We start from the raw sequence: 15,513 nt of genomic DNA, 5'->3' as shown, positions 1-15,513 counted from the left end.
GTGCGGGGGCGGGCGGACCGGCGCTCGGCGGGAGAGCGGTCCCCGTGCCTGCCACGGGGGTGGCGGGGGGACGGGGGATTCGGAGCGACCGAGGGCGCGCCGGCGGAATCAGGCGCGGCGACAGATGGCGCTCGCGACACGTCCCAGATCGACGTGGCGGCGCTCCACGAGCGCGACCGAGCGGTCGGCGAGGGGCCGGGGCTGCATGGTGCAGGAGCCTGCCAATTGGCCATGCGCCTGTCAACGATGGTCTCGCCCTGCGGACGAAGCGCGCCGTGGGCCTCGGGGCGGTCCTTGGGCCCCGCACCCCCGCCTCCCGGTGTGAGGCTCGCCACGAAACGCGCGTTCGGTCGGACTGCGCGCCGGGCCCTCGGCCGCCTCACCGAGCGCCACCATCCGGCCTGATGGGCTCCTCGGCCGAAATGGCCGGAACCCGACGGTAACCGGGCGCTGATCCGGGCGACCGCCGCCCCGTGGCCCGATCCGTATCCCGCCGCACTCGACGGATGATCACTCCCCGTGACCGTTCGACGTGCCCTTCGGGACACCCCCGGGAGCGCTTCCCCGGTGGTCCGGACCGGTATCTCGAATTCGGACCAGTGGTCGATCTCGCCTACACTCGGTGGCGTGCCTCGTGGTGATGGACGACTCAACCACGACCTGCTCCCCGGAGAGAAGGGCCCCCAGGACGCTTGCGGCGTCTTCGGTGTCTGGGCTCCGGGCGAAGAGGTCGCCAAGCTCACCTATTTCGGACTGTATGCCCTGCAGCACCGTGGACAGGAGTCCGCGGGCATCGCAGTGAGCAACGGGTCCCAGATCCTGGTCTTCAAGGACATGGGACTGGTCTCGCAGGTCTTCGACGAAACGTCTCTGGGATCCCTCCAGGGCCATATCGCGGTCGGTCATGCCCGCTACTCCACCACCGGTGCCTCGGTGTGGGAGAACGCGCAGCCGACGTTCCGTGCGACCGCGCACGGCTCGATCGCCCTGGGTCACAACGGCAACCTGGTCAATACGGCCAAGCTTGCCGAAATGGTCGCCGACCTTCCCCGCAAGGACGGCCGCGCCACCCAGGTCGCCGCGACGAACGACACCGATCTGGTGACCGCGCTGCTCGCCGGCCAGACCGATGAGGACGGCAAGCCGCTCACCATCGAGGAGGCCGCCGCCAAGGTGCTTCCCGATGTGCGGGGCGCCTTCTCCCTCGTCTTCATGGACGAGCACACCCTCTACGCCGCCCGTGACCCGCAGGGCATCCGCCCGCTGGTCCTCGGCCGGCTGGAGCGCGGCTGGGTGGTGGCCTCCGAGTCCGCCGCCCTGGACATCTGCGGCGCCAGCTTCGTGCGCGAGATCGAGCCGGGCGAGATGGTCGCCATCGACGAGAACGGCCTGCGCACCTCGCGATTCGCGGAAGCGAAGCCCAAGGGCTGCGTCTTCGAGTACGTCTACCTGGCCCGCCCCGACACCGACATCGCCGGGCGCAACGTCTACCTCTCCCGGGTGGAGATGGGCCGCAAGCTGGCTGCCGAGGCCCCCGTCGAGGCCGACCTGGTCATAGCGACACCGGAGTCCGGCACCCCCGCCGCCATCGGTTACGCGGAGGCCAGCGGCATCCCGTTCGGCGCCGGACTGGTGAAGAACGCCTATGTCGGCCGGACCTTCATCCAGCCCTCCCAGACCATTCGGCAGCTGGGCATCCGCCTCAAGCTGAACCCCCTCAAGGAAGTCATCAAGGGCAAGCGCCTGGTGGTCGTCGACGACTCGATCGTCCGCGGCAACACCCAGCGCGCACTGGTCCGGATGCTCCGCGAGGCCGGCGCTGCCGAGATCCACATCCGGATCTCCTCCCCGCCGGTGAAATGGCCCTGCTTCTTCGGCATCGACTTCGCGACCCGCGCCGAGCTGATCGCCAACGGCATGACCGTCGACGAGATCGCCACGTCGATGGGCGCCGACTCGCTCGCGTACATCTCGCTCGACGCGATGGTCGAGGCGACGACGATCGCCAAGCCGAACCTGTGCCGCGCCTGCTTCGACGGCGAGTACCCCATGGAGCTCCCGGACCCGGAGCTGCTCGGCAAGCAGCTGCTGGAGACCGAGCTGGCAGCAGGCCCTGCGGCGACCGCCGCGGCCGACGCACTGCGTCGTCCGTGACGGCCCAGCCGTACACCTCCGGCCACCAGCCCCGTATTTCCACACGAAAGATCCCAGGCAATGTCTGAGACAACAGGTGCTTCCTACGCGGCAGCGGGCGTCGACATCGAGGCCGGCGACCGTGCCGTCGAGCTGATGAAGGAGTGGGTGAAGAAGACGCAGCGCCCCGAGGTCGCGGGCCTCGGCGGCCTCGGCGGCTTCGCCGGACTCTTCGACGCCTCCGCCCTCAAGCGCTATGAGCGTCCGCTGCTCGCCTCCGCCACCGACGGCGTCGGCACCAAGGTCGACCTCGCCCGCAAGATGGGCGTGTACGACACCATCGGCCACGACCTCGTCGGCATGGTCGTCGACGACCTGGTCGTCTGCGGCGCCGAGCCGCTCTTCATGACCGACTACATCTGCGTCGGCAAGGTGCACCCCGAGCGTGTCGCGGCCATCGTGAAGGGCATCGCCGAAGGCTGCGTCCTCGCGGGCTGCGCCCTCGTCGGCGGCGAGACGGCCGAGCACCCCGGCCTGCTCGGCCCGGACGACTTCGACGTCGCCGGCGCCGGTACGGGCGTGGTCGAGGCCGACCGGCTGCTGGGCCCGGACCGTATCCGTAAGGGGGACGCCGTGATCGCCATGGCGTCGTCCGGTCTTCACTCCAACGGGTACTCGCTCGTCCGGCACGTGTTCTTCGACCGGGCCGGCTGGTCGCTGGACCGCCAGGTCGAGGAGTTCGGCCGCACGCTCGGCGAGGAACTCCTGGAGCCCACCAGGATCTACTCGCTGGACTGCCTGGCCCTCACCCGCACCACCGAGGTGCACGGCTTCAGCCACGTCACCGGCGGCGGCCTGGCCAACAACCTGGCCCGGGTCGTCCCGGACGACCTGCACGCCACGGTCGACCGCTCCACCTGGACCCCCGGCGCGGTCTTCGACCTGGTCGGCAAGGCCGGACAGGTCGAGCAGCTGGAGCTGGAGAAGACGCTGAACATGGGCGTCGGCATGATCGCGATCGTCCCGGCCGAATCCGTGGACGCGGCACTGACCACCCTGGCCGACCGCGGGATCGACTCCTGGGTCGCGGGCGAGATCACCGAGCGCGGGGCACACACCTCGGGCGCGGAGCTCGTCGGCGGGTACGCGCGATAGACACCAGGCGGGCACACCGGGACACCCCGATGGCCGCCGGCTGCCCGGCAGCCGGAAGTCCAGCACTTCCGGCTGCCGGGGAGAACCCTCGGAAGAACCGGATTCCGCACCGGCGGCCGGACCGTACCGGGACAGCACAGAACCCGGTCCGGGACAGGCCCGGACCGGGTTGATGTGTCAGCGCGAGGTCAAGCGCCGCGGCGCTGTGACGACGGACCGGACTTGTCGTCCTCGTCCTCGTCCTCGTCGTCGTTGTACAGATCCGCGTACTGTGCGTACGGGTCATCTTCCTCGTCGTCGTCCTCGAACGGCTCTGCGTTCGGTGGTTGACTCGAAGGCGATGCGCCCAGCTCATTGGCCAGACGCGACAGGTCAGTCCCGCCGCTGCTGTACTTCAGCTGGCGGGCGACCTTTGTCTGCTTGGCCTTTGCCCGGCCGCGCCCCATGGCTCGACCCCCTCGGTGACGGGGCTCGACGGCCCCAGAGTCTTGACACGCGTTCATGTTTCAGGACGGACTCTCGGCTGAGAGACCGTGCCCGTAGGGCTTTAACGGTACCTGCTTCCGCGACCATACGGTACGCCGCCCGCATCACGCGCCCCGGAAGAGGACCGGCGAGAAGCCCTGTCCTCGCTGGTCAACTGCGATTTTAACCTCTTCTTGGCATGCGACCCGCCGACCGGCGAGACAAGACTCCCGCCGGTCGGCGGGTCGGGGGTCACGGGCCGGTGCGGACGCGCGGTGACGCGTCCGCCACCGTCAGCGCCGGCGGGCTTCGGCCATCCGCTGCTCGGCGATCCGGTCGGCCGCGGCGGCCGGCGGGATGCCGTCGTCCTTCGCACGTGCGAATATGGCCAGCGTGGTGTCGAAGATCTTCGACGCCTTGGCCTTGCACCGGTCGAAGTCGAAGCCGTTCAGTTCGTCGGCGACCTGGATGACTCCGCCCGCGTTCACCACGTAGTCGGGTGCGTACAGGATCGAGCGGTCCGCGAGGTCCTTCTCGACGCCCGGGTGCGCGAGCTGGTTGTTGGCCGCGCCGCACACCACCTTGGCGGTGAGCACCGCGACGCTCTCGTCGTTCAGCGCACCACCGAGCGCGCACGGGGCGTAGATGTCGAGCCCCTCGGTGCGGATCAGCGCCTCGGTGTCCGCCGCGACGGCGACCCCGGGGTGCTTGTCGGTGATCCGGCGTACGGAATCCTCCCGCACATCCGTGATCACGACCTCCGCGCCGTCGGAGAGCAGATGCTCGACGAGGTAGTGGCCGACCTTGCCGACCCCGGCGACCCCCACTTTTCGGCCACGCAGCGTCGGGTCGCCCCAGACGTGCTGCGCAGAGGCCCGCATGCCCTGGAAGACGCCGAAGGCGGTGAGGACCGAGGAGTCGCCGGCGCCGCCGTTCTCGGGGGAGCGGCCGGTGGTCCAGCGGCACTCGCGGGCGACGACGTCCATGTCGGCGACATAGGTGCCGACGTCGCAGGCCGTCACGTACCGCCCGCCGAGCGAGGCCACGAACCGGCCGTAGGCCAGCAGCAGTTCCTCCGACTTGATCTGCTCGGGGTCGCCGATGACGACGGCCTTGCCGCCGCCGTGGTCGAGACCGGCCATGGCGTTCTTGTACGACATGCCGCGCGCGAGGTTCAGCGCGTCCGCGACGGCCTCCTTCTCGGAGGCGTACGGGTAGAAACGGGTGCCGCCGAGGGCCGGGCCCAGGGCGGTGGAGTGGATGGCGATGACAGCCTTGAGACCGCTGGCACGGTCCTGGCAGAGCACGACTTGTTCGTGGCCACCCTGCTCCGACTGGAACAGGGTGTGCAATACATCAACAGGCGCGCCGGTCACATGGGTCACTGTGGTGACTCCAAAGTACGAAGCGGCGAAGACCCTCCTGAAGGTGGGGTGGGCCGTGGACCGGCCGCGCGGCCGGTCCGACAGGGCAAGAGCGTAATTCCTACCTGGACGTAGATCTGTTCCACTGCCCCGGATCACCCCCCTGCGGAGTACGGGCGTGACACGATCTGCTCCATGTCGGTGGTGTCTTCGGTGCTCGTCCCTTACGCGTCCTACCTCCGGGTGTACGAGCCGCTGGCCGCCTTCCCGGAGCCCGAGCGCGCCCACTGGGCCCGGTACGCCGGGCGGGCCCGGATCCCCACCGCCCAGGACGAACTGAGACGCTCGCTCGCCGACTTGGCGGCCACCCCGCCGGTCGCGGTGCCGGTGCACGAGAGCGCGGACGCGTTCGTCGCCGAGGCCGACGGGGTGGTGTGCGTCTGCCCGTGGCGGACCAGGCTGCGCGGCTGGCTGGCGCTGGAGGAGCTGGCGGAGATGTTCCCCGCGCCGGTGCTCGACGCGGTGCTGCCGCCGGTGGTGCGCGGGCAGGCGGTCGCGGACCACGAGCGGTGGACGGAGCGGAATCCGGACGCCAGACCGTGGATCCGTACCTCGGTGTGGCAGGTGCCGGTGCGGTGGTTCGTGCTCTTCTCCGACGAGGAGCGGGAGTACGAGCCGGCGGGCGAGGACGGTGCGGCGCCCGTGCTGCGGTACCGGACGCCGATGGTGCAGGCCCGCCGCAGGCTGGCCCGGGCACTGAAGACGCTGCGGGACTCGGTGGACGAGGGTCCGCTGACCGAGGGGCTGGTGGACGTGGGGCGCTGGCTGGAGGAGTTCCACCCGCGGGCGCTGGTCGAGCTGGACTACGCGGGCCTGGTGCACGCGCTGCCCGCGAAGGAGCTCGCCGGGGACCGGTCGGCCGCCGATGTGGCCGAGGGCATCGCCGCGCTGCGGGCCGGCGACACCGAAGGGGCCGGTGAGGCCTACGGACGGCTGGCGGAGCGCTGGCGGGCCGTGAGAGATCGTCAGTTCGCGAACTGACCGCGCGGTTTCTGCGTCTGTCTCTCTGTGCCCTCTGTGACGTGTGAGAACAAAGAGGCGGAACGGTACTACCGAGGTCTTAGGACCTACGTCCCGAACCGGGCCTTTGCCTCAAGCGTGATGGATAGCACTAACGGGGCTCTTGCGCCCTTCCCTACTCCTCATGCCAAAATAGGACAAGGAGCCCGGGGAGGGCTCCGTCCGTCCAACTAAGGGCGGAATGCTCAGCATTGCACGCTATGGGGGGTCTGATGGCTCCTGATCGCTCTGTGACTGATCGTCACGGCGGAGTGACTGTCCGCTATGGCATGGTCCATCGGCTTCCGTCGCTGATGAACACCTGGGAGGGCAATTCCATCGGTTTGGCCGACGTGGCTGGACGGATGGTGTAGTTGTAGTGCCGAGGACAAGCCGTTCGTCCTATAACCGACTCGGCCCGCGTCCGCCATTTCGGGCAACGCGGGTCAAGGTGCAGAATTTAGAGGAAAGAACCGAGATGGTTCGGTTCTCCCGAGGAGGCCGCTCATGACCGCTCGCACCCCTGATGCCGAGCCGCTGCTGACCCCGGCTGAGGTTGCCACGATGTTCCGCGTGGACCCGAAGACGGTTACCCGTTGGGCCAAGGCAGGCAAGCTCACGTCCATCCGCACGCTCGGTGGACATCGCCGGTACCGCGAGGCAGAGGTCCGCGCACTGCTTGCGGGTATTCCGCAGCAGCGCAGCGAGGCCTGACACACCCCCTGTCGCCGCGCAACAACCGGGCTTCCGGGTCCCCCAACCCGTACAGGCCCACCCATAGCTCCAAATGACGGGCGCCCGCCCCAACGGGCGCCATACCTGTGCAATGCGGGTGCGTCGTTCGATCGCGCTGGACTCCGCCGGGTCCAGCGCGATCTTTTTTGTGCCCGCGACCCGTGCCCCGGGGCCGGGTCCGCAGGCGCCTTCCGGGCTCGCGGGAAACCGGGCGTCCGGTCGGGTCCGGCCGGGGTGCCGTGCGGGCTTGAGCGGGTCTGTGCGGGACTGTTCCGGACCGCCCGGGGAGGCCGGGGAGGCGTGGTTCACATGGTCCCCCGGAACTCCCGTCCGAGTGGTGCAATTGCACATATTAAATTCGCCAGTTGTAGGAAGGGAGTAAAGTCACCCCTTCTCAAAACTCCTTCGGTGACTCCCGTCACACTGTGCGAGTCTTGCCAAGTACGAGCCTGCCATCGTCGGGAAGCGGAAAGTCCCGCCATTGGTCACTCGTCGGTGGGACTTTCGTCCTGGGCCTCAGGAGCGCCCTCCTGGCGCTCCGTACGCGGGGTCGGCGGTTCGGGGGCGGAATCGCTCCGGCGGGCCGTCACGGGCTCCATGACGAGCCGCAGGAGCCGGTGGCAGACCGCACAGTGGCGGGTGAGATGGCGGCGGCCGGAAACGGCGGCCAGATGGGCGCGCAGGAGCGCGCGGGTCTCGTGCGTGGCGGACGTCGTCATACACGCCACCTCCCGGTGGACCGCCGCCCCGCGCCGGGAAATCAGGGGCGGCCTCTGCTGTCTGAGTACTCGTCGGCGGCCACCGGAGTCAAGACGCGCGAAAGCCCGGATCCAGAAGGATCCGGGCTTTCGTTACTGCGGTCCTGACGGGATTTGAACCCGCGGCCTCCACCTTGACAGGGTGGCGAGCACTCCAAACTGCTCCACAGGACCAGGTTTTCGCTGCCTTCCTTGCGGCTGGCTGCGAAGACAGACTGTACAGCAGGTCAGAGGGTGCGGTCGAACTCACCGAAGGTGGCGGCTCCGTCACAGCTCCGGAGGCCGCCCGTCCGGTGTCGTCTCACGGCGCCGCCGCGTCGATCGCCTTCACGATCCTCTTGTCGGAGACGGGGTAGGCCGTCCCCAGGGCGTGGGCGAAGTAGCTGACCCGGAGCTCCTCGATCATCCAGCGGATGTCCAGGACCTCCTGCGGCACGGGCCTGCCCTGCGGCAGCTGTTCGAGCAGCCAGGCGTACTCGTCCTGCATCTCGTGGACCTTCTCCATGCGCGTGGTGTCGCGCTGGACGGCCGTCGGCATCTGCTGGAGCCGGCGGTCCACGGCGACCAGATAGCGCATCAGGTCGGGCAGCCTGCGCAGCCCGGTCCTCGTGACGAAGTCCGGCGGCATCAGGGCCGCGAGCTGGTCCCGTGCGTCGGTGACGTTGTCGACCAGGACCAGGCTGTTGGTGGCCTTCAGCCGCCGCTCGCAGGCCTGCCAGGCGGCCAGCACCTGCTGGACCTGCTTGACCGTGTGCTCGGTCAGCGCGACGAGGTCGGCGCGCACCTTGTCGTACAGCTTCCGGAACGACTCCTCGTCCCAGGCCGGGCCGCCGTGCGCGACGATCAGCCGGTCGGCGGCCGCCGTCGCGCAGTCCTCGAAGAGGGCCTGGATGGAGCCGTGCGGATTGCGGGACAGGGCCAGCTTCTGCTGGTTCGTCAGCTTGTCGGAGGCGAACTTCGCCGGGTTCACCGGCACGTTCAGCATGATCAGCTTCCGGGTGCCGAGCCACATCGCCCGCTGCTGCTCGGCCTCGGTGTCGAAGAGCCGTACGGCGACGGTCCCGCCCTGGTCCACCAGCGCCGGGTACGCCTTGACCGGCTGGCCGGCCCGCCTGGTCTCGAAGACGCGGTTCAGCGTGCCGATCGTCCAGTCCGTGAGGCCCGAACGCTCGATGGACTCGCCCGTGGGGCCCGCGGTGGCCGCCGCGGCCTTGGAGAGGGCCTGGCGGGCCTTCGGACGCAGCTGGAGCTTCAGCGCCTCCAGGTCCTTGTCCTCGGCCACCTTGCGGCGCCGCTCGTCGACGATCCGGAAAGTGATCTTCAGGTGGTCCGGGACGCGGCTCAGGTCGAAGTCGTCGGCCGTGACCGGAACACCGACCATCCTCTGGAGCTCCCGGGCCAGCGTGAGGGGCAACGGCTCCTGGAGGGGGACCGCCCGGTCGAGGAACTTGTCCGCGTAGTTCGGCGCGGGGACGTAGTGCCGGCGGATCGGCTTGGGCAGCGAGCGGATCAGCTCGGTGACCACTTCCTCCCGCAGGCCGGGGATCTGCCAGTCGAAGCCCTCGGCGGTGACCTGGTTGAGCACCTGGAGCGGGATGTGGACGGTCACGCCGTCGGCGTCCGCACCGGGCTCGAACTGGTAGGTGACCTTGAACTTGAGCTTCCCCTGGCGCCAGGAGTCCGGGTAGTCGTCCTTGGTGACGGCCCCGGCCTTCTCGTTGATGAGCATCGAGCGCTCGAAGTCCAGCGCGTCCGGCTCGTCCCGGCGCTTGTGCTTCCACCAGGAGTCGAAGTGCGCCCCGGAGACCACGTGGTCGGGGATCCGCCGGTCGTAGAAGTCGAAGAGCGTCTCGTCGTCCACGAGGATGTCGCGACGCCGGGCGCGGTGCTCCAGCTCCTCGACCTCGCCGAGGAGCTTGCGGTTGTCGTGGAAGAACTGGTGGTGGGTCCGCCAGTCGCCCTCGACCAGGGCGTTGTGGATGAAGAGATCGCGGGAGGTCTCGGCGTCGATACGGCCGAAATTGATCTTGCGCTGGGCGACGATCGGCACCCCGTAGAGCGTGACCCGCTCGTACGCCATCACCGCCGCCTGGTCCTTCTCCCAGTGCGGCTCGCTGTAGGTGCGCTTCAGCAGATGCTGGGCCAGCGGCTCGATCCACTCCGGCTCGACCTTGGCGTTGACCCGCGCCCACAGCCGGGACGTCTCGACCAGCTCGGCCGACATCACGAACCGGGGCTGCTTCTTGAAGAGCGCCGAACCGGGGAAGATCGCGAACTTGGCGCTGCGGGCGCCCAGGTACTCGTTCTTCTCGGTGTCCTTCAGCCCGATGTGCGAGAGCAGCCCGGCCAGCAGCGAGGTGTGCACCGACTGCTCCGGTGCGTCCTCCTCGTTGAGGTTGATTCCCATCTGCTTGGCGACGGTGCGCAGCTGCGCGTAGATGTCCTGCCATTCGCGGATGCGCAGGAAGTTCAGATACTCCTGCTTGCACATCCGGCGGAAGCTGGACGAGCCGCGCTCCTTCTGCTGCTCGCGGATGTACCGCCACAGGTTCAGGAACGCCAGGAAGTCGGACGTCTCGTCCTTGAAGCGGGCGTGCTGCTGATCGGCCTGGGTCTGCTTCTCCGAGGGCCGCTCGCGCGGGTCCTGGATGGAGAGCGCGGAGGCGATGACCATGACCTCGCGGACACAGCCGTTGCGGTCGGCCTCGATGACCATGCGGGCCAGCCGCGGGTCGACGGGCAGCTGCGAGAGCTTGCGGCCGAGCTGCGTGAGCCGCTTTTTCGGATCCTTCTCCTCCGGGTCCAGCGCACCTAGCTCCTGGAGAAGCTGGACGCCGTCGCGGATGTTTCGGTGGTCCGGCGGATCGATGAAGGGGAACTTCTCGATGTCGCCCAGGCCGGCCGCGGTCATCTGGAGGATGACGGAGGCCAGGTTCGTACGGAGGATCTCCGGGTCGGTGAACTCCGGACGGGTCAGGAAGTCGTCCTCGGAGTACAGCCGGATGCAGATGCCGTCCGACGTACGGCCGCAGCGGCCCTTGCGCTGGTTGGCGCTGGCCTGCGAGATCCGCTCGATCGGCAGCCGCTGGACCTTGGTGCGGTGGCTGTAGCGGGAGATCCGGGCGTTGCCCGGGTCGATCACGTACTTGATGCCGGGCACGGTCAGCGAGGTCTCGGCGACATTGGTCGCCAGCACGATCCTGCGTCCCGTGTGGCGCTGGAAGACGCGGTGCTGTTCGGCGTGCGAGAGACGGGCGTAGAGCGGGAGCACCTCGGTGTGGCGCAGGTTCCGCTTGTTCAGCGCGTCCGCGGTGTCGCGGATCTCCCGCTCGCCGGAGAGGAAGACCAGGACGTCGCCGGGCCCGTCCGACTGGAGCTCGTCCACGGCGTCGCAGATCGCGGTGATCTGGTCGCGGTCGGAGTCGTCGGTGTCCTCTTCGAGGAGCGGGCGGTACCGCACCTCGACCGGGTACGTACGCCCGCTGACCTCGACGATCGGCGCCTCGCCGAAGTGGCGCGCGAACCGCTCGGGGTCGATCGTCGCCGAGGTGATGACGACCTTCAGGTCCGGGCGCTTCGGCAGCAGCCTGGCCAGATAGCCGAGCAGGAAGTCGATGTTCAGCGACCGCTCGTGGGCCTCGTCGATGATGATCGTGTCGTAGGCGCGCAGCTCGCGGTCCGTCTGGATCTCGGCGAGCAGGATGCCGTCCGTCATCAGCTTCAGATACGTCGCTTCGGGGTTCACCTGGTCGGTGAAGCGGACCTTCCAGCCGACCGCCTCGCCCAGCGGCGTCTTCAGCTCGTCCGCGACGCGCTCGGCGACCGTACGGGCGGCGATCCGGCGCGGCTGGGTGTGCCCGATCATGCCCCGGACCCCGCGCCCCAGCTCCATGCAGATCTTCGGGATCTGCGTGGTCTTGCCGGAGCCGGTCTCCCCGGCGACGATCACGACCTGGTGGTCGCGTATCGCCTCCAGGATCTCGTCCTTCTTCTGACTGACCGGGAGCTGTTCCGGGTACGTCAGAGCAGGCATCCGCCCGGCGCGCAGCGAGAGCCGCTCGGCGGCCTTTGCGGCCTCGGCGGCGATCTCGTCGAGCACGGACTGCCTGGCCTCGGGCTTACGGATGCGGCGCGCCCCTTCGAGACGGCGGCCGAGCCGGTGCGCATCGCGGAGCGAGATCTCTCCGAGCCGGTTCTGGAGATCAGCGAAGGAAGTAGACATACGGAGCCCAGGATCTCACCCGGGCCCGACGAACCGCGAACATATTTCGTGCGGTCCGGGTCACCACCCGGGCACCGCGCGGAGGCGCGGGATCACAGCACGTACCATTTCGGGCAGCTGACCACCCGTTGCCCCCGTCCGGAAAGGCCGGTCGCCGTGTCCCGTACGCAGTGGTGCTGCCTGATGGCGGTGCTCGCGGTGGTGCTGGGGCTGTTCTGCGGACCGGCGACGGCGGTGCCCGGCGGCGGCACCGCCCCCGCCGTGGTCGTGGCCGCGGTCACGGGTGCGGATGCCCCGGCCGACGCCGGCCGGGTGGTGGCGGCGGACGCCGACGGGCACCCGACGCCGGGATGCCGCAAGACCAGGAAGCCCGACGGCGAACCCGCGCTCCCGGGCCGGGCCCGTGCCGCGTACGACCAGGCCCCCGGCCTGGCCGGGTGGGGCCTGCCCGTCGCCACCGGGCCGGGACCGGTCCACCCGCCCGTGCGGCTGAACCTCCGCGCCCCCGCGCCAGCCGCTCCCACCCCCGTGGAACTCTCCGTGCTGAGGGTGTAGCCGGCCGCTCCGCCCGGCCACCCCTTCTCTCCCACATCACCAGCACGGAGTCCCGCATGCCCAAGTCCCCGTCCGCCCGGAAAACCACGCCCGCACGGAAGTCCTCGTCCAGGAAGCCGGTGCTCTACGGCGCCGGAGTCGTGCTCGCCGCCGCGCTGCTCGGCTACGTCTCCTACCAGGCCACCGCCCCCGACCACTCGAAGCCGTCCTCCTCCTCGGTCGCCGACGTCGCCGCCGACCCGGACGCCGGCGTCTATCCGGAGCTGGCGAAGCTCGCCCGCCGGGACGCCGGCGACAAGCTCGCGCAGGGCCGCGCCGACGCGCCCGTGGTCCTCATCGAGTACGCCGACTTCAAGTGCGGCTACTGCGGAAAGTTCGCCCGCGACACCGAGCCCGCCCTGGTCGAGAAGTACGTCGACAACGGCACCCTGCGCATCGAATGGCGCAACTTCCCGATCTTCGGCGCCGAGTCCGAGGCCGCCGCCCGCGCCGCCTGGGCCGCCGGACAGCAGAACCGCTTCTGGCAGTTCCACGCCGCCGCGTACGCCGAGGGCGTCAAGGAGAAGGGGTTCGGCAAGGACCGGCTGAAGGCGCTCGCCCAGGAGGCCGGGGTCGCGGACCTCGACCGCTTCGCCCGCGACGCGGACAGCTCCGCCGCCTCGGCCGCCGTGAGCAAGGACCAGGAACAGGGGTACGGGATCGGTGCGACCTCCACCCCGTCGTTCCTGATCAACGGCCGCCCGATCGCGGGGGCCCAGCCCGCGGAGACCTTCACCCGGGCCATCGAGGCGGCGGCCGAGAAGGCCCGCAACACCGAGGACGCCAAGGGCGGCAAGAACGCCGAGGGTGCCGGGGACGCCGCGAAATGACCGCTGACATCGGATACTTCGCGGCCTTCCTCGGCGGGCTGCTCGCCCTGGTCAGCCCGTGCAGCGCCCTGCTGCTGCCCGCCTTCTTCGCCTACTCCATCGACTCCGCCTCGCGCCTGCTGGCCCGTACCGGCATCTTCTACGCCGGGCTGGCCACCACCCTGGTGCCGCTCGGTGCCGCGGGTTCGTTCGCCGGACGCCTCTTCTACCGGCACCGCGACGCGCTCGTCCTCGGCGCGGGCTGGCTGATCATCGCGCTCGGCGTCGCGCAGATCGTCGGCCTGGGCTTCGCCTCGCGCCGGATCGCCGCACTCAGCGGCCGGATCCGCCCGACCACCGCCCTGTCCGTCTACGCGCTGGGCGCCGTCTACGGACTGGCCGGCTTCTGCGCGGGCCCGATCCTCGGCAGCGTCCTCACCGTGGCGGCGGTCAGCGGCAGCCCGGTCTACGGCGGACTGCTGCTCGCGGTCTACGCCCTGGGCATGGCGGTCCCGCTCTTCCTGCTCGCACTGCTCTGGGAGCGCTTCGACCTGGGCCGCCGGGCCTGGCTGCGCGGCCGCACCTTCCGGCTCGGCCGCTTCGAACTGCACACCACGACCCTGCTGTCGGGGCTCTTCTTCATCGCGCTCGGCGCGCTGTTCCTCGTGTACGACGGGACGACGGCGCTGCCCGGACTGCTGAACGTGGACGATTCGTTCGCCGTGGAGCAGTGGGCCCAGCGCATCGGCGAGCACGTCCCGGACGTGATGGCACTGGTGGCCGTGGTCGCGGTGGTGCTGCTGGTTCTGGCGGTACGGGCGTGGCGCGGCCGGAACGGCGTGAACCGGGCGGACCGGGAAGAGGTCTGACACGGCGAAGGCCCCGTCCGGTGGACGGGGCCTTCGGGTGGTGGCTGGGGCCGGGATCGAACCGGCGACCTATCGCTTTTCAGGCGATCGCTCGTACCAACTGAGCTACCCAGCCACGCAGCTCATAAGGGCTGCAGCGGTCCTGACGGGATTTGAACCCGCGGCCTCCACCTTGACAGGGTGGCGAGCACTCCAAACTGCTCCACAGGACCAAGCAATGTGCGAGACAAGTCTCGCACACGTTAAAGCGTGCCCCCAACGGGATTCGAACCCGTGCTACCGCCTTGAAAGGGCGGCGTCCTGGGCCACTAGACGATGAGGGCTAAGGGCCCACCTGCGCGCTTTCCAGCGCGTCGGGGACGTGAGAAGCATATGGGATGGCGGCGGCTATCGCCAAAACGGTTTACCGCGAGCTCCCGGCAGGGGTGCGAGCCCCGCCGCGGGGACGCTCGTACGGCCCGTCCGGGCCGGGGCGTCCGGGCCGTCGGTACGGGACAATGGCGGGGTGCTGGAGATGACGCGCGAAGAGTTCGAAGAACTGGTCGCCGAGGCCCTGGACCGGATCCCGCCGGAGCTGACTCGGCTGATGGACAACGTCGCGGTGTTCGTCGAGGACGAGCCCGACCCGGGAGACCCGGAGCTGCTCGGGCTGTACGAGGGGACGCCGCTGACCGATCGCGGTGAGTGGTACGCGGGGGTGCTGCCGGACCGGATCACCATCTACCGGGGGCCGACCCTGCGGATGTGCGAGTCCCGCGAGGACGTGGTGGCGGAGACCGAGATCACGGTCGTCCATGAGATCGCCCACCACTTCGGCATCGACGACGCGAGGCTGCACGCGCTCGGCTACGGCTGAGGAAGCCCCCGGCGGTGAGTGCGGACTCGCCGGGGAAGGCGTGCGGGTGGTGTGCGGGACGGGAGCGGGGCGTGTCCCCGGTGGGGCGAGGGGAGTTGGGCACGGAGCCGCGCTTCTTCCGTGACTCCCGCTCCCGCTTCGACGCCCGTCCCCCTCTTCGTACCCCGGAGGTGCCTCCCGTGCGCCAGTTGTCCGTCCCTGTCCGATGGGCGGCCGTCATCGCCGCGACGGTCGCCACGTCCACCGGCTGCATGAGCATCGGCGACGACGGGGGAAAAGCGGCGCCGTCGCCGTCCCCCTCGCCCGAGCACGGGGGGAGCGCCGCCCGGCCGGACGGCGGCACGGTGGCGGGTACGGGCAGGGTCCGGACCGGTGGCGGAGGGGCCGAGGCGCACTCCGAGCGGGAGACCGCCGAGTCGCCCGGTCCGAGCGGCTCCGCCGGGTCCTCGGCCGACCCCGGTGGCGTACGTCCGGGCGGGGAGCAGGGGGAAGGG

13 protein-coding genes, 4 tRNA genes and 1 pseudogene are annotated in these 15,513 nt (G+C 69.8%); 9 read left to right on the top strand and 9 right to left on the bottom strand.

The features are described from left to right. Nucleotides 1–108: 108 nt before the first annotated feature. Nucleotides 109–207, bottom strand: coding sequence for a putative leader peptide (locus AADR41_RS37385; RefSeq protein ID WP_342286545.1), 99 nt, complete (start codon nucleotides 205–207; stop codon nucleotides 109–111). A gap of 420 nt (nucleotides 208–627) precedes the next feature. Here AADR41_RS37385 and purF point away from each other — a divergent pair, with 420 nt between their 5' ends. Together purF and purM are read left to right on the top strand one after the other, a co-directional pair. Then, entirely contained in the window at nucleotides 628–2,154 is a 1,527-nt protein-coding gene (gene purF / locus AADR41_RS37380) for an amidophosphoribosyltransferase (RefSeq protein ID WP_342286544.1), read from the top strand. A gap of 60 nt (nucleotides 2,155–2,214) precedes the next feature. Beyond that, nucleotides 2,215–3,288, top strand: coding sequence for a phosphoribosylformylglycinamidine cyclo-ligase (gene purM / locus AADR41_RS37375; protein ID WP_342286543.1), 1,074 nt, complete (start codon nucleotides 2,215–2,217; stop codon nucleotides 3,286–3,288). A gap of 188 nt (nucleotides 3,289–3,476) precedes the next feature. Here the strand turns inward: purM and AADR41_RS37370 are convergent, their stop codons facing one another. Next, nucleotides 3,477–3,734 carry a DUF3073 domain-containing protein gene (locus AADR41_RS37370; RefSeq protein WP_072488579.1) on the bottom strand — a complete coding sequence of 86 codons (258 nt, stop codon included), beginning with the start codon at nucleotides 3,732–3,734 and terminating at the stop codon, nucleotides 3,477–3,479. A 312-nt stretch (nucleotides 3,735–4,046) separates the two neighbouring features. Beyond that, nucleotides 4,047–5,138 carry a Leu/Phe/Val dehydrogenase gene (locus tag AADR41_RS37365; RefSeq protein ID WP_342286541.1) on the bottom strand — a complete coding sequence of 364 codons (1,092 nt, stop codon included), beginning with the start codon at nucleotides 5,136–5,138 and terminating at the stop codon, nucleotides 4,047–4,049. A 174-nt stretch (nucleotides 5,139–5,312) separates the two neighbouring features. Between AADR41_RS37365 and AADR41_RS37360 the strand changes: the two genes are divergently transcribed. Next, complete coding sequence (locus AADR41_RS37360; protein ID WP_342286540.1) at nucleotides 5,313–6,158, top strand: hypothetical protein; 846 nt, start codon at nucleotides 5,313–5,315, stop codon at nucleotides 6,156–6,158. Nucleotides 6,159–6,683: 525 nt separating this feature from the next. Then, the gene (gene bldC / locus AADR41_RS37355; protein WP_003949541.1) at nucleotides 6,684–6,890 is read left to right on the top strand and encodes a developmental transcriptional regulator BldC; all 207 of its coding nucleotides are present in this window, start codon (nucleotides 6,684–6,686) and stop codon (nucleotides 6,888–6,890) included. Between the two features lie 506 nt (nucleotides 6,891–7,396). Here the strand turns inward: bldC and AADR41_RS37350 are convergent. The 3 genes from AADR41_RS37350 to hrpA all read right to left on the bottom strand — a co-directional run bounded on the left by AADR41_RS37350 (nucleotide 7,397) and on the right by hrpA (nucleotide 11,891). Further along, nucleotides 7,397–7,630 (bottom strand): DUF6274 family protein, encoded by a 234-nt coding sequence (locus tag AADR41_RS37350; protein WP_342286537.1) that lies wholly within the window; start codon nucleotides 7,628–7,630, stop codon nucleotides 7,397–7,399. A 138-nt stretch (nucleotides 7,631–7,768) separates the two neighbouring features. Next, a tRNA-Asp gene (locus tag AADR41_RS37345) sits at nucleotides 7,769–7,843 on the bottom strand. A 127-nt stretch (nucleotides 7,844–7,970) separates the two neighbouring features. Next, nucleotides 7,971–11,891: an ATP-dependent RNA helicase HrpA gene (gene hrpA / locus AADR41_RS37340; protein ID WP_342286536.1), complete on the bottom strand. Its 3,921-nt coding sequence runs from the start codon at nucleotides 11,889–11,891 to the stop codon at nucleotides 7,971–7,973. A gap of 156 nt (nucleotides 11,892–12,047) precedes the next feature. Between hrpA and AADR41_RS37335 the strand changes: the two genes are divergently transcribed. From AADR41_RS37335 to AADR41_RS37325, 3 genes are read left to right on the top strand one after another with little or no spacing between them, the layout of a single operon-like run. Beyond that, a complete protein-coding gene (locus tag AADR41_RS37335; RefSeq protein ID WP_342286535.1) occupies nucleotides 12,048–12,446 on the top strand; it encodes a hypothetical protein in 399 nt (132 codons plus the stop codon). A 56-nt stretch (nucleotides 12,447–12,502) separates the two neighbouring features. After that, entirely contained in the window at nucleotides 12,503–13,315 is an 813-nt protein-coding gene (locus AADR41_RS37330) for a DsbA family protein (RefSeq protein ID WP_342286533.1), read from the top strand. Beyond that, on the top strand, nucleotides 13,312–14,163 hold the full coding sequence (locus AADR41_RS37325; protein ID WP_342286532.1) for a cytochrome c biogenesis CcdA family protein: 852 nt from the start codon (nucleotides 13,312–13,314) through the stop codon (nucleotides 14,161–14,163). The genes AADR41_RS37330 and AADR41_RS37325 overlap by 4 nt, the downstream gene beginning before the upstream one ends. Before the next feature lie 38 nt (nucleotides 14,164–14,201). Here the strand turns inward: AADR41_RS37325 and AADR41_RS37320 are convergent. From AADR41_RS37320 to AADR41_RS37310, 3 genes are all read right to left on the bottom strand, one after another. Further along, a tRNA-Phe gene (locus tag AADR41_RS37320) sits at nucleotides 14,202–14,278 on the bottom strand. A gap of 22 nt (nucleotides 14,279–14,300) precedes the next feature. Next, a tRNA-Asp gene (locus tag AADR41_RS37315) sits at nucleotides 14,301–14,375 on the bottom strand. Nucleotides 14,376–14,413: 38 nt separating this feature from the next. After that, a tRNA-Glu gene (locus AADR41_RS37310) sits at nucleotides 14,414–14,486 on the bottom strand. 182 nt (nucleotides 14,487–14,668) lie between these two features. Between AADR41_RS37310 and AADR41_RS37305 the strand changes: the two genes are divergently transcribed. Then, a complete protein-coding gene (locus AADR41_RS37305) occupies nucleotides 14,669–15,019 on the top strand; it encodes a metallopeptidase family protein (protein ID WP_206433537.1) in 351 nt (116 codons plus the stop codon). Nucleotides 15,020–15,198: 179 nt separating this feature from the next. After that, nucleotides 15,199–15,513: pseudogene (locus AADR41_RS37300) on the top strand (hypothetical protein); the annotation flags it as partial.

Origin of the sequence: Streptomyces sp. CLV115 (assembly GCF_038448545.1) — a bacterium.
Classification (GTDB): Bacteria; Actinomycetota; Actinomycetes; order Streptomycetales; family Streptomycetaceae; genus Streptomyces; species Streptomyces sanglieri.
Note: the sequence above shows the minus strand (reverse complement) of the source record. Positions and strands in the feature narration are given on the sequence as shown.

Excerpts from the sequence above, each read along its gene's own strand:
- AADR41_RS37385 (WP_342286545.1), bottom strand. The coding sequence starts at position 207 with ATGCAGCCCCGGCCCCTCGCCGACCGCTCGGTCGCGCTCGTGGAGCGC.
- purM (WP_342286543.1), top strand. The coding sequence starts at position 2,215 with ATGTCTGAGACAACAGGTGCTTCCTACGCGGCAGCGGGCGTCGACATC.
- AADR41_RS37370 (WP_072488579.1), bottom strand. The coding sequence starts at position 3,734 with ATGGGGCGCGGCCGGGCAAAGGCCAAGCAGACAAAGGTCGCCCGCCAG.
- AADR41_RS37360 (WP_342286540.1), top strand. The coding sequence starts at position 5,313 with ATGTCGGTGGTGTCTTCGGTGCTCGTCCCTTACGCGTCCTACCTCCGG.
- bldC (WP_003949541.1), top strand. The coding sequence starts at position 6,684 with ATGACCGCTCGCACCCCTGATGCCGAGCCGCTGCTGACCCCGGCTGAG.
- AADR41_RS37350 (WP_342286537.1), bottom strand. The coding sequence starts at position 7,630 with ATGACGACGTCCGCCACGCACGAGACCCGCGCGCTCCTGCGCGCCCAT.
- hrpA (WP_342286536.1), bottom strand. The coding sequence starts at position 11,891 with ATGTCTACTTCCTTCGCTGATCTCCAGAACCGGCTCGGAGAGATCTCG.
- AADR41_RS37330 (WP_342286533.1), top strand. The coding sequence starts at position 12,503 with ATGCCCAAGTCCCCGTCCGCCCGGAAAACCACGCCCGCACGGAAGTCC.
- AADR41_RS37325 (WP_342286532.1), top strand. The coding sequence starts at position 13,312 with ATGACCGCTGACATCGGATACTTCGCGGCCTTCCTCGGCGGGCTGCTC.